Here is an 11,689-nt window from a genome sequence, read left to right as displayed (position 1 = left end):
TGACCGGGATCCTACGCTTCGGCGTCGTCTTCTGTTGAGTTAGGCACGGACTCGACGATGGCGCGCTGGGAACGCCGCACGCTCACCCTGTCCAGGATCAGTGCAGCCATGGCACCCAGCAGCACGCCACCGGCGGCAAACGCCACGAGGAAGAACCCGAAGACCGCTCCTATGTCGAAACTCGCGTCGCCGGGGATCCCGTAGGCCACGAAAGCCGCGGCGATGATGCCCACTACCCCGCCCAAAACCAGGAACGGAACGAACTTCGGAGCACGGCGGACCGTGATCCCACGGCGCTCCGGCATGCCGCTTTGTGCCGCATCGTGGTGCGTGCTGTTTCGCGACGTGCTGTTTTGTGACGTGCTGTTCGATGCGCCGTTTTGTGACGTGCCGTCCGTGTTCGAGTCCTCAGAAACCATGCCTTCCAGCCTACCGTTTCGAGTTTGTGTACAGATCATGCCCCCTAAAGAGGCTCTTAAGGGGCGTTAGGTGTACACAAACTCGGAAGGTAATTAAATTGGCCTGAAGTCAGACCATTGACATATTGATGTGAAGTGGGTCACTATCAATGCGAGCGGTGTCGGCCCGCTCCCCCCTTCCGTTTAGAAAGAGAATAATCATGAGTGATCGTTCTACGGCAGCGAAGGTGCAGGCTGTGCAAGACGCAGATGCTGCGGCCCTCGCCGAGCTTGGCTACAAGCAAGAGCTACATCGCGGCATGTCCGGCTTCTCCAATTTCGCAGTCTCGTTTTCCATCATCTCGATCCTGGCTGGCTGCATTACCTCATTCAGCATCGCCCTCAAGTCCGGCGGCCCGGCTGCCATCAACCTGGGGTGGCCAATCGTTGGCATCTTGGTCCTGTGTGTAGCGCTTTCCATGGCCGAGGTCTGTTCCCGGTACCCCACGGCCGGTGGCCTGTATTTCTGGGCAGGCAGGCTCGCCAAGCGCAACAAACGGGCCTGGCCTGGTACGTCGGCTGGTTCAACTTCCTCGGTGAAGTGGCAGTCACAGCCGCCATCGACTTCGGCTGCGCCACTACGATGATGGCCTTTGCGGCGCTGACTTTCGGCGTCGAACCCACCGCCATCGGTACTTTCGTCCTGTTCGTCGTCCTGATGATCATCCACGCCCTGCTCAACAGTTTCGGAGTCAAGATCGTCAGCTTCTTGTCCAATGTCTCTGCTTGGTGGCACATTGTGGGCGTGGCAATCATTGTGGCGGCGCTGTGGATCATGCCAACCAGCCACCAGTCGTTTGACTGGACCATGACCGCGTGGCACAACGAAACCGGCTTTACCTTCGGTCCGTATGTCTTCCTGATGGGCCTGCTCATGTCGCAGTACACCTACACGGGCTACGATGCTTCGGCGCACGTCGCCGAAGAGACTAAGAACGCCGCGATCGCAGCGCCCAAGGGCATCGTGATGAGTGTCATCGTCTCCATCATTGGTGGTTGGATCCTGCTCTACTCGCTTGTCGCAGCGATTCCCAACGGTTCGGAAGACGGCCTCACCGCCCTCGGAGCTACGGCAACCGGCCTTCCGCCGGCGCAGATTTTCCTTGACGCACTGGGCAACCCGACCATGGCGAAGTTCCTGCTCGCCATTGTGGTGGGTGCACAGTTCTTCTGCGGCATGGCCTCGGTGACCGCGAACTCGCGGATGACCTACGCTTTCTCCCGCGACAACGCCCTGCCCGGTTCCCGCATCTGGGCCAAAGTCAACGCCCGCAGCGGCACGCCTACAAATTCGATCTGGCTCTGCGTAGGCTGCGCGATTGTGCTCGCTTCACCTGCACTGTTCAATACCACCGCGTATTTCGCAGTCACGAGTGTCGCCGTCATCGGCCTCTACATCGCGTACATCACCCCAGTGTTGCTCCGGAGGCTCAATAAGAATTTCGTCCCCGGCCCGTGGCACCTGGGCAAGTGGAGTCCCGTCATCAACTGGGTAGCGATCGTATGGGTCGCCGTCATCGTGATTCTCTTCGTTCTTCCTCCGGTCGCCGAGATCACTGTGGACACCTTCAACTACGCGCCAATCGCCGTCGTGGTGGTCTTCCTCCTCGCAACCGTGCTCTGGTACACCACGGGGCGCCGGACCTTCATGACGAGTGCGGAGCAGGAACACCTGACCATCGACGCCGATAAGCTGCTGAACTAGAACACCCGCGGGCCGCCGGCGGTACTCCGCCGGCGGCCACCACGCCAGAAAGGTCGCCATGTTGTTCGCCGAACCGATTGAATCCCCCCTGTTGGAGACGGTCTTGCTTCCCGTGCGTGGACACATGGCCTTCGAATCGTGTGTGGAGCACTTGGGGTCTGCTATTCAGCTGGGTATCTTCAAAACCGGCGAGCGTCTGCCGCCCGAGCGTGAGTTGGCGGAGCGGATGCAAGTCTCCCGGGCGACGCTGCGGGAAGCCATTAGCGCATTGCGCGCCGCCGGCTTCGTCACAACCGTCCGGGGGAGGGGCGGTGGCACCATCGTCGAACCGGTCGGCAACGCCCGGCCACCGGAGCGTCTGGACAACAAGGACCGGCAGGAAGAGATCGGCGACATCCTGATCTTCCGTTCGGTGATTGAACCCGGGGCCTGCCAGCGTGCGGCCTCCATGAGGCTGAGCGAGGATCAACGCCGGCTCCTCACAGATTCTCTGGCCGAGGTTGAAAACGCAGGTTCCCCGGTGGAATACAGGCAAGCCGATGCCCGCCTTCACCTGGCCTTTTCCGCAGTTGCGGGCTCGGCCGAACTCAATAAGGCCAGCACCACCATCCAGACGAAGATCCACGAATTCCTAGCGGAAATCCCCTTTCTGCAACGGAACATCGAACATTCAAACCAAGAACATCGATTGATAGTGCAGGCCATCCTCGACGGCGAGCCTGCAGCGGCCCGAAGCGTCATGGAATTGCACTGCGAGTCCACTGCCGCACTACTCAAGGGACTACTGAAATGACCAGCACCACGAACAACAGTTCCACCTCCAGCCACCCTCGCAATGACCGAATGCTCACCGTTGAGCAACTCAAAGCGCAGATCGGCGAAGGCGCCATAGACACCGTCATTCTCGGCTTCACCGACATGCAGGGCAGGCTTCAAGGCAAGCTCCTTCACGCGCAATTCTTCTTGGATTCCGTCCTGGCGCACGGCACCGAAGGCTGTAACTACCTCCTCGCCGTAGACACCGAAATGAACACCGTGGACGGCTACGACATTTCCTCTTGGGAGAAGGGCTATGGCGACATGCTCTTCGACATGGATTTGGACACCATCCGCCTCCTTCCGTACCGCGAAGGGAGCGCCCTGATCCAGTGCGATCTGTCGATGACAGATGGCAGCCCGGTCTCCGTCTCGCCGCGCGCGATGCTCAAGCGTCAAACTGCCAAAGCGGCGGAGCATGGTTGGAAGGCACTTGCCGGAACCGAGCTTGAGTTCGTGGTCTACAACGACTCCTTCGAGGAGGCGTGGGACCGGGATTACAAGCACCTGACCCCTGCAAACCAATACAACGTGGATTACTCGCTGTTGGGGTCCGGCCGTGTGGAACCGCTGTTGCGCCGGATCCGGAATGACATGTACGCCGCCGGCATGACTGTGGAATCTGCCAAGGGCGAATGCAACTTCGGCCAGCATGAGATCGCTTTCAAGTACGACGCGGTGGTCACGACGGCGGACAACCATTCCGTCTACAAGACCGCGGCCAAGGACATTGCCCACGACATGGGCCAATCCATGACCTTCATGGCCAAGCCCAACGAGCGCGAGGGCAATTCCTGCCACATCCACCTGTCGCTCCGCGGACTCGACGATGAGCTGGTTTTCTGGGACAAGGCAACCGGAACCCGGACCAAAACCTACGATCACTTCATTGCCGGTGTGCTTGCCACGATGCGTGAATTCACGCTCTTCTACGCCCCCAACATCAACTCCTACAAGCGGTTCGTCAAAGGCTCTTTCGCCCCGACGGCGGTGGCCTGGGGCCTCGACAACCGCACCTGTTCGGTGCGTTTGGTAGGGCATGGACAAAGCGCGCGGCTCGAAAACCGGCTGCCGGGCGGCGACGTGAACCCGTACCTGGCACTGTCGGCCATGCTGGCCGGCGGGCTCTACGGAATCGAGAATGAGCTCGAACTCGAACCTGCAACCGTTGGCAATGCCTACACATCGGGTGCTCCCACCGTGCCGACGACAATGCGCGAAGCGCGGGACCTGTTCGCCAACTCCGTGATCGCAAAGGAAGTCTTCGGCGAGGAAGTGGTGCGGCACTACGTGAACTACGCCGACGTCGAACTGGCAGCTTTTGAGTCCGCCGTCACGGACTGGGAGCTTCGCCGCGGCTTTGAAAGGCTCTAGGGCTCATGACTCACACTGCGCGAGATTCAGCACAGCCACCCCGCATCGCCCTGACCACCTACCTTCAAGACGCGAAATGGGGAGTTTGGGATGCCAAGGCAGCGATCCTGCCTGCAACATACTTGGAAGCCGTCGTTGCGGCTGGCGGAACCCCACTCCTGCTGCCGCCTCTCGGCACCGATACCTCCGTCCTTGACCTCGTAGACGGCCTCATCGTGGTGGGAGGAACCGACGTCGACCCCGGAAACTACGACGCCGAACCCCACCCGAGCACTCGCAGCCAGCCAGCGCGGGACGATCATGACATTGCGCTGACGCTGGCCGCGTTGGAGAAGGGTGTTCCGCTCTTTGCGATCTGCCGCGGAGCCCAAATCCTGAACGTGGCACTGGGCGGAAACCTCATCCAGCATGTGCCGGACGTGTTGCCTGACTCGAACTACCAGCCCGCCCCAGGGGTCTATGGAGAGGTGGAGTTCCGTTCCGTGCCGGGAAGTATCAGCGCGGAACTCTTGGGGGAGGAAGCATCGGCGCCCGTCTACCATCACCAAGTCTTGGACCAAGTGGTAGAGGGCCTTTGCGTCACCGCGCGTGCAGCGGACGGCACCATCGAGGCGGTTGAATCGACCCGGGGAGGTTGGGCGTTGGGCGTTCAGTATCACCCTGAACAGAACCCTTCGGACCTTCGGCTTTTTGAAGGCTTCATTGAAGCCGCCAGAAGGTACCGGGACGGCGAGCCGCACCTTCCGTCTACACCGTCAGCATCAACAGAAAGGAGCTGGGCGTGACTGCCACAACGTTCGACATCATCAATCCGGCCACCGAAGAATTCCTCCAGACCGTTGAACTGGCATCCCTCGCCGAAACCGACGCACTCATTGCCCGCGCGGCGGCCGCCTTCGAGTCCTGGCGGAAAGTGTCGCCGTCGGATAGGGCGCTGCTGTTGCGCCGGTTCGCGGCCGCCGTCGACGCCGATCTCGAGAACCTCGCGCAACTCGAAGTCCGCAATGCGGGCCATACGATTGGCAACGCCCGCTGGGAAGCCGGCAACGCGCGGGACGTGATCAACTATTACTCAGCGGCTCCTGAACGTCATTTCGGGCGCCAGATCCCGGTTGCCGGGGGTCTCGATGTGACGTTCCACGAGCCACTCGGTGTGGTCGGGATCATTGTGCCGTGGAACTTTCCCATGCCGATCGCGGCCTGGGGCTTCGCACCGGCGCTCGCGGCGGGCAACACCGTGGTCCTCAAGCCCGCGGAGCTGACGCCTTTGACGGCCAGGAGGCTGGGGGAGTTGGCGCGCGAGGCTGGACTACCCGACGGCGTGCTGACCATCATCCCGGGGAAAGGCTCCGTGGTGGGGGCCCGTTTCGTGAGCCACCCCGCCGTGCGGAAGGTGGTCTTTACCGGGTCTACCGGGGTTGGCAAACAGATCATGGCAGGTTGTGCCGATCAGGTGAAGCGGGTCACGCTGGAGCTGGGTGGCAAGAGCGCGAACATCGTGTTCGCCGACGCCGACCTTCCGGCCGCCGCTGCGGCCGCACCCGGTGGCGCGTTCGACAACGCTGGCCAGGACTGCTGTGCCCGGTCCCGGATTCTGGTGGAAAAGTCTGCCTACGAAGCCTTTTTGGAACTCCTGGAACCCGCCGTTCGCGCTGTCAAAGTCGGTGACCCGGCGGATGAAAGTACCGTCATGGGGCCCCTGATTTCCGCCCGGCAACGCGACACGGTCTCGGGTTTTGTACCTACGGGAGCGCCGATCGCCTTTCAGGGCGAGGTGCCCGAAGGGCCGGGTTTCTGGTTCCCGCCCACTGTGCTGGTTCCGGGCTCCTTTGACGACCCGGCGGTGCGCGAGGAGATCTTCGGACCGGTGGTCGTCGTCGTGCCCTTCAACGATGAGGCGGACGCCATACGGATTGCCAATGACACCGAATACGGGCTCTCAGGTTCTATTTGGACCCGCGACGTCGGCCGGGCCTTGCGTGTTGCCCGTGGCGTGGACGCCGGAAACCTCTCGGTGAATTCGCACTCTTCGGTGCGGTATTCGACGCCGTTCGGCGGCTTCAAGCAGTCGGGCCTGGGCCGCGAACTGGGTCCCGACGCGCTCGATTCCTTCAGCGAAGTCAAGAACGTTTTCATCGCACACTGACCCCCCAACTTTGGAAGCTCGATCATTCAAGGAGAGATCACCATGACCGAATTCATCTCAAACCGACTCAAGGACCGCACGGCCGTCATCACCGGCGGTGGCAGCGGAATCGGCCTGGCCACAGCAAAGCGTTTCGCCTCTGAGGGGGCCAATGTGGTCATTGCGGATATTGATCCGGTGGCTGGCGAGGCTGCCGCGGCTGCTGTCGATGGCATTTTCGTGAAGGTCAATGTCACGGACGAACAGGAAGTCATCGACCTTTTCGCCGCCGCCAAGAGCCACTACGGCAGCGTGGACATCGCGTTCAACAATGCAGGCATTTCGCCGCCGGACGATGCTTCGATCCTCGACACCGGAATTGATGCTTGGCGCCGGGTCCAGGAGGTCAATCTGACGAGCGTCTATTACTGCTGCAAATACGCGCTGCCGTACATGCTGGAGCAAGGCAAGGGCTCCATCATTAACACAGCGTCCTTCGTGGCCGTGATGGGCGCGGCGACTTCGCAGATTTCCTACAGTGCTTCCAAGGGCGGGGTGCTGGCGATGACACGGGAGCTCGGTGTCGAATTCGCGCGCAAGGGTGTCCGAATCAACGCACTGTGCCCCGGGCCGGTCAACACTCCGTTGCTGAAGGAACTTTTCGCTTCCGATCCCGAACGTGCAGCGCGACGCCTGGTCCACGTACCCCTGGGCCGTTTCGCCGAGCCGGAGGAACTCGCCGCAGCGGTCGCCTTCCTCGCGAGCGACGATGCATCGTTTATTACTGCGTCTACCTTCATGGTTGACGGCGGCATCTCGGGCGCGTACGTCACGCCGATCGACTAGGACTCAGCAGGTCCCTGAACAAGTCTGGCCGGGGTCCCGAAGGGCCCCGGCCAGAGTCTTGTCTTAGCTTCCGCGGTACGTCGAGAACGCGAAGGGGCTGAGGAGGAGCGGCACATGGTAGTGCTCACCGGCGTCGGACACCGTGAAGGTCAGGTCCACCTCCGGGAAAAAGGTGTCCACGCCCTGAGCCTGGTAGTACGGACCCGTCGCGAAGTTCAGCCGGTAACTGCCGCCGTCGACCCTTTCGGGACCGAGATCCTTGATCCGGCCGTCCGCGTCGGTGGCTCCGCTCGCTAGGGGAGTCCAGTGGTCGCCGTCGCGCACGGAGAGAATGACGGCGACGCCGGCCGCCGGGCGTCCGGAACCGGTGTCCAGGATGTGGGTGGTTATCTGGGAAACGCTCATTTGTTGGTGGCTCCTTCGCTGTTCGCGCTGGCTTCGCTGATCACGCCGGCAAGGCGGAGCAGTGCGATTTCGCGCAGCTGCCCGGCCACAATGACGTCCTCTTCTTCCGCGGTGTGGCTCAGGCGCTCTTGGAGGGAGGCAAGGATTTCCGCAGCGGTCCGGCCCGCGGCGCGGATCAGGAAGACGCGGCCAAACTTGGCCTCGTACTCAAGGTTGCCTTCGGCGAGGGCGGTCACGACGCCGTCGTCGCTGGGGTCGACGCCGGCCTGTTCGGAGCGGGACATCGCAGCCTCGGTGGTCTGGGCCTTCGGACGTTCGCCGATCCGGGGGTGGTGCGCCAATGCGGCGGCGACTTCGCCGGATGAGAACGGCTCGGCGGTTTCCCGGGCGAAGTCAGTCAGGGCGTCAAGGCTGCTGAACGGGCGCGCATCTGCGATGTGCTCCACCCAGCGTTGGATGTCGAGGCATGGGCGGAGGACGTCGACGGCGTCCGCACGGTCCACGCTGTTGAATACTTCAAGCTGCATGCTTGTTCATTCCTCGTGCGAGTGCTGGCATCCATGGTGTTGGCTATGCGGAACTCCGGCGGTTTCTGCCGGATGGGCCCATGCGCCGAGCGCCAAAGCCTTCCACATCATGGAACTGTTATTTCAGCATACGTAATAGTCAAGCCAAAGACCGACGTGGTGTCAAGAGAATACCGCAGTGTAGGCAGAATCCTCGCTCACGTTTGGCGTCTGGTGGACAATGTCTGCAACGAGCCAAAGGAGTTCCGCCATGCCAGAGGTCCTGACTTCCCGGTTTCTTTTCGGACCGGGTCCCAGCAATTGCTATCCGGAAGTCACAGCGGCGTTGGCGCATCCTGTGATCGGGCACCTTGACCCGGTCTTCATCGAGCGGCTCGACCGGACATGCGCAGGGCTTCGGAAGGTGTGGGGGACCAGCAACGCCCGCACGCTGCCGCTTAGCGCCACCGGTTCCGGCGGTATGGAAGCGGCTTTCGTGAACACGGTGTCCGACGGCGATGTGGCAGTGATCGCGGTTAACGGACTGTTCGGCGAGCGTATGTGTGAGGTGGCCCGGCGCTGTGGCGCGACGGTGGTGCGCGTCGATCATGAATGGGGTCAACCCGTGGACGCCGAACGTGTCCTCGCCGCGCACCCGCATCCCAAGGTGATTGCCGCCGTCCATGCCGAAACCTCCACAGGTGTCCTGTCCGACGTCGAGCCCTTGGGTGCTGGCAAGGGGGATGCCTTGCTGATCGTCGATGCGGTGACGTCCTTCGGCGGGCTGGAGCTGTTGGCCGATGAGTGGGGCATCGACGTCGGATACGCCGGCACGCAGAAATGCTTGGGCGTGCCCCCGGGATTGTCACCTTTCACAGTGTCCGAGCGTGCGTTCGAGCGGCGTATCAAGGATCCGCGCTCTTGGTACCTGGATATCGGCCTCCTCGGCGGATATGTGGGGGCGGCGAGTGGTAGCCGGACGTATCACCACACGGCGCCGGTGACCATGATCGCCGGGCTCGAGGCCGGATTGGACCGCATCTTGGCCGAGGGGCTGGCGAACGTTCAGGCGCGGCACCGCGCGGCCGGGGCGGAACTGAGGGACGGACTTGAGGCGATGGGCCTGGAGCTGTTTGCCGCGGAGGGTTCGCGATTACCGAGCCTCACCACGGTTAGAGTGCCCGACGGCGTGGACTCGGCGGCGGTCCGCGCTTACCTTCTGGACAACTTCAGCATGGAAATCGGATCTGGCGCGGGTGAGTTCCCATCGACCGTTTGGCGGATCGGCATGATGGGTCCGAATGCAAACAAGGCCTCGGTGATGCTTGTCCTCGGCGCGCTCGAAGAGGCAATCTCGAAAGCCTGACGCTCGCTCACGTTTGCGCGAGCATCTTGTCGAGCGGCTTGGCGTAGCGCTCTTGGACAATTTTCACGTGCAGCCAGCGATTCCACGTTCACTACCGACTCCATGGCGCGTGCCTTGTCCAGGACCTCGTACATTTCGTCCAACGAACTCACGCCCACGGTAGCCACAAGATCGTGCCTGCCGAGGCAGCTGGCGATGAACTCCACGCCGGGAGTTCCGGAGAAGAAGGCCACGGCCTCCTCGGTGCCGGCCGCCGTCGAGATCCCGAAGCCAAACGCCATGGATTGCGAGGAACCGGAACGGCTCCGAATGGGTCCGATCTGCATGACGCGGGCTTCCAGCAGGCGGAGGACCCGGATCCTGGCGGCGCTCGCCGAAAGGCCGATCCGCTCCCCGAGGGCTTCGAAGCCGAGGCGTCCGTCCACCTGGAGCTCGCTCATGATCAGCAGGTCCGTCGGGTCAAGTTCCAGCCGGGGATCCGGTGGCTCCTTGCCCAGGAAGAGGCTCCGGACCACTTCTTTGTACATCAGGACATCCACACCGGACACGCCCTCGCAGAGCCGGATGGCCTCCACGTCTTCGTAAAGCCTTTCAACTGTAGGCAAGCGCAGCTCGGCGATGATGCCGTACCGGCCCGTGGTGAGGGAAGCGAAGACGGCGCCGTCGAGTTGACCCAACGTGTCCAGGGCTGCGCGTGCGGAGCCGTTGAGCTGGATCGAGACGTGCGCGACGGCGGTCAGGCCCAGCAGGCGCGGATGGACTGCCGCGACAATTCGCAGCTCTCCTGAGGACGTGAGCTCATTGACCTTGGCCGTGACGGCAGAGCGCGTCACGCCCAGTTGCTTGGACAGCTCGCTGAACGAGGCGCGGCCGTCGGCCTGCAGCAGGCGGATCAGCCTGTCGTCCAGATCATGCATGGTCTTCACAATAACCGCCTTGTCTTCGGGGCCGCAGCAAGGGGTGCCCAGCAAGTGGGCGGCGCCCTGCAGCGCCAACCAACGCCGTGGTGATCAATACTTTCACGATCCGAGATCGGCGCAAGTGATTTGTGGCGAAGTATCGTAATAGTCGCGCAAAAGAGGCGTATAAACCAATATAGACAACTGATTCGCTTGTTTAAACCGACATTTTCGCTAGCATTGTGATCAACGCCACATCGGCGCACTCCGAATCCGCGCTCCGGCGCGGCCCCAACAGTTCAATTGGAGATCTGCACATGCTCAAGTTCACGAAGCCCGCTCTGGCGGCCGCTGCGCTGGCCCTGTTGTTGAGCGGCTGCTCCGCCGCAGCTTCCCCCAGCTCAACGGGGCAAGCCTCGGCCAACGCGCCGAAAGGACTCACCACAAGCGGCAAGCTCACCCTGTGCATCGACCCCGAATACGCACCGCTGGAGTACTACGCCAACGGCTCCAACGGTGACATCGCAGGGTTCGACGCCGACGCCGCCCGTGCGCTCGCCAAGCACTGGGGCGTGGATGCCAAGTTCGACGTAACCACGTTCGATGGCCTCATGCCCGGGCTCCAGACCCGCCGCTGCGACGCCATCTTCGGCGGCCTGTACATGAGCAAGGCCAGGCTCGACGTCGCAGACGCTTCAGCAGTGATGAATGCCGGTCCCGCAATCCTCTCGGCGCCGGCGAGTGCCGACAAATACAAGACCGCCCTGGACCTGTGCGGGCACTCCGTGGCAGCCCAGAGCGCTTCAGCCAACGCCGCCCGGATCACCGCGCTCAAAGACGAGTGCAAGAAAGCCGGCAAGGACGAGCCCAAGCTCACCGAATACCCCAAGACCGCCGAAACCGTGCTTGCTGTCCTCAACGGCAAGTCCGAAGCGCTCATCGAGACCAATGTCGCGGCCGCCTACATGGCCTCCCAGAATGAGGGCAAGCTCGCCATTGCCCTGGAGTCTTCCCCGCGGACACCACCTTCGGCGTGTTCACCCGTAAGGGCGACCAGCTGTCTCCCGCCATTGCGCAGGGACTGAAGGAACTGCGCCAGGACGGCACTCTGGCCAAGATCGCCAAGGACAACAAGCTCGACGCCACGATAGTCGACGTCCCCTAGCCCTCCCGCGGGTGCCGCAGAGCT

At 62.3% G+C, this 11,689-nt stretch carries 13 protein-coding genes and 1 pseudogene; 10 read left to right on the top strand and 4 right to left on the bottom strand.

What is annotated here, in order from left to right; genetic code table 11:
- Positions 1 to 11 precede the first annotated feature (11 nt).
- Positions 12 to 419 (bottom strand): hypothetical protein, encoded by a 408-nt coding sequence (locus tag ACF0H6_RS09675; protein WP_395249412.1) that lies wholly within the window; start codon positions 417 to 419, stop codon positions 12 to 14.
- Between the two features lie 200 nt (positions 420 to 619).
- Here ACF0H6_RS09675 and ACF0H6_RS09670 point away from each other — a divergent pair, with 200 nt between their 5' ends.
- From ACF0H6_RS09670 to ACF0H6_RS09640, 7 genes are read left to right on the top strand one after another with little or no spacing between them, the layout of a single operon-like run.
- Positions 620 to 1,045 carry an amino acid permease gene (locus tag ACF0H6_RS09670; RefSeq protein WP_395249411.1) on the top strand — a complete coding sequence of 142 codons (426 nt, stop codon included), beginning with the start codon at positions 620 to 622 and terminating at the stop codon, positions 1,043 to 1,045.
- Positions 1,000 to 2,163: an amino acid permease gene (locus ACF0H6_RS09665; protein ID WP_395249410.1), complete on the top strand. Its 1,164-nt coding sequence runs from the start codon at positions 1,000 to 1,002 to the stop codon at positions 2,161 to 2,163. Before ACF0H6_RS09670 ends, ACF0H6_RS09665 begins: the two co-directional genes overlap by 46 nt.
- 58 nt (positions 2,164 to 2,221) lie before the next feature.
- Complete coding sequence (locus ACF0H6_RS09660; RefSeq protein ID WP_395249409.1) at positions 2,222 to 2,956, top strand: FadR/GntR family transcriptional regulator; 735 nt, start codon at positions 2,222 to 2,224, stop codon at positions 2,954 to 2,956.
- Positions 2,953 to 4,353 (top strand): glutamine synthetase family protein, encoded by a 1,401-nt coding sequence (locus ACF0H6_RS09655; protein ID WP_395249408.1) that lies wholly within the window; start codon positions 2,953 to 2,955, stop codon positions 4,351 to 4,353. The genes ACF0H6_RS09660 and ACF0H6_RS09655 overlap by 4 nt, the downstream gene beginning before the upstream one ends.
- 5 nt (positions 4,354 to 4,358) lie before the next feature.
- On the top strand, positions 4,359 to 5,138 hold the full coding sequence (locus tag ACF0H6_RS09650) for a gamma-glutamyl-gamma-aminobutyrate hydrolase family protein (RefSeq protein WP_395249407.1): 780 nt from the start codon (positions 4,359 to 4,361) through the stop codon (positions 5,136 to 5,138).
- The gene (locus ACF0H6_RS09645) at positions 5,135 to 6,499 is read left to right on the top strand and encodes an aldehyde dehydrogenase family protein (RefSeq protein WP_395249406.1); all 1,365 of its coding nucleotides are present in this window, start codon (positions 5,135 to 5,137) and stop codon (positions 6,497 to 6,499) included. Before ACF0H6_RS09650 ends, ACF0H6_RS09645 begins: the two co-directional genes overlap by 4 nt.
- Before the next feature lie 42 nt (positions 6,500 to 6,541).
- Entirely contained in the window at positions 6,542 to 7,324 is a 783-nt protein-coding gene (locus ACF0H6_RS09640; protein WP_395249405.1) for a 3-oxoacyl-ACP reductase, read from the top strand.
- Positions 7,325 to 7,387: 63 nt separating this feature from the next.
- Here ACF0H6_RS09640 and uraH read toward each other — a convergent pair whose 3' ends face one another.
- Both uraH and uraD read right to left on the bottom strand, forming a co-directional pair.
- Complete coding sequence (uraH, locus tag ACF0H6_RS09635) at positions 7,388 to 7,729, bottom strand: hydroxyisourate hydrolase (RefSeq protein ID WP_395249404.1); 342 nt, start codon at positions 7,727 to 7,729, stop codon at positions 7,388 to 7,390.
- Entirely contained in the window at positions 7,726 to 8,256 is a 531-nt protein-coding gene (gene uraD / locus ACF0H6_RS09630) for a 2-oxo-4-hydroxy-4-carboxy-5-ureidoimidazoline decarboxylase (protein WP_395249403.1), read from the bottom strand. The genes uraH and uraD overlap by 4 nt, the downstream gene beginning before the upstream one ends.
- Positions 8,257 to 8,506: 250 nt before the next feature.
- On the opposite strand from uraD, the gene ACF0H6_RS09625 reads away from it, so the two are divergent.
- Entirely contained in the window at positions 8,507 to 9,601 is a 1,095-nt protein-coding gene (locus tag ACF0H6_RS09625) for a pyridoxal-phosphate-dependent aminotransferase family protein (RefSeq protein ID WP_395249402.1), read from the top strand.
- 344 nt (positions 9,602 to 9,945) lie between these two features.
- On the opposite strand, the pseudogene ACF0H6_RS09620 reads toward ACF0H6_RS09625, so the two are convergent.
- A pseudogene (locus ACF0H6_RS09620) lies at positions 9,946 to 10,518 on the bottom strand (AsnC family transcriptional regulator); the annotation flags it as partial.
- A 299-nt stretch (positions 10,519 to 10,817) separates the two neighbouring features.
- Between ACF0H6_RS09620 and ACF0H6_RS09615 the strand changes: the two are divergent.
- The gene (locus tag ACF0H6_RS09615) at positions 10,818 to 11,585 is read left to right on the top strand and encodes a transporter substrate-binding domain-containing protein (RefSeq protein WP_395249401.1); all 768 of its coding nucleotides are present in this window, start codon (positions 10,818 to 10,820) and stop codon (positions 11,583 to 11,585) included.
- Positions 11,534 to 11,665: a hypothetical protein gene (locus ACF0H6_RS09610; RefSeq protein WP_395249400.1), complete on the top strand. Its 132-nt coding sequence runs from the start codon at positions 11,534 to 11,536 to the stop codon at positions 11,663 to 11,665. The genes ACF0H6_RS09615 and ACF0H6_RS09610 overlap by 52 nt, the downstream gene beginning before the upstream one ends.
- Positions 11,666 to 11,689: the final 24 nt, after the last annotated feature.

The organism is Arthrobacter sp. NA-172 (genome assembly GCF_043952055.1).
Lineage (GTDB): Bacteria > Actinomycetota > Actinomycetes > Actinomycetales > Micrococcaceae > Arthrobacter.
The sequence above is the reverse complement of the archived record's forward strand: the minus strand, read 5'-3'. Positions and strand labels throughout refer to the sequence as shown.

Bases quoted from the DNA above. Each gene is read 5' to 3' on its own strand.
- ACF0H6_RS09660 (WP_395249409.1), top strand. From the start codon at position 2,222: ATGTTGTTCGCCGAACCGATTGAATCCCCCCTGTTGGAGACGGTCTTG.
- ACF0H6_RS09650 (WP_395249407.1), top strand. From the start codon at position 4,359: ATGACTCACACTGCGCGAGATTCAGCACAGCCACCCCGCATCGCCCTG.
- uraH (WP_395249404.1), bottom strand. From the start codon at position 7,729: ATGAGCGTTTCCCAGATAACCACCCACATCCTGGACACCGGTTCCGGA.
- ACF0H6_RS09670 (WP_395249411.1), top strand. From the start codon at position 620: ATGAGTGATCGTTCTACGGCAGCGAAGGTGCAGGCTGTGCAAGACGCA.
- ACF0H6_RS09625 (WP_395249402.1), top strand. From the start codon at position 8,507: ATGCCAGAGGTCCTGACTTCCCGGTTTCTTTTCGGACCGGGTCCCAGC.
- ACF0H6_RS09655 (WP_395249408.1), top strand. From the start codon at position 2,953: ATGACCAGCACCACGAACAACAGTTCCACCTCCAGCCACCCTCGCAAT.
- uraD (WP_395249403.1), bottom strand. From the start codon at position 8,256: ATGCAGCTTGAAGTATTCAACAGCGTGGACCGTGCGGACGCCGTCGAC.
- ACF0H6_RS09640 (WP_395249405.1), top strand. From the start codon at position 6,542: ATGACCGAATTCATCTCAAACCGACTCAAGGACCGCACGGCCGTCATC.
- ACF0H6_RS09615 (WP_395249401.1), top strand. From the start codon at position 10,818: ATGCTCAAGTTCACGAAGCCCGCTCTGGCGGCCGCTGCGCTGGCCCTG.
- ACF0H6_RS09675 (WP_395249412.1), bottom strand. From the start codon at position 419: ATGGTTTCTGAGGACTCGAACACGGACGGCACGTCACAAAACGGCGCA.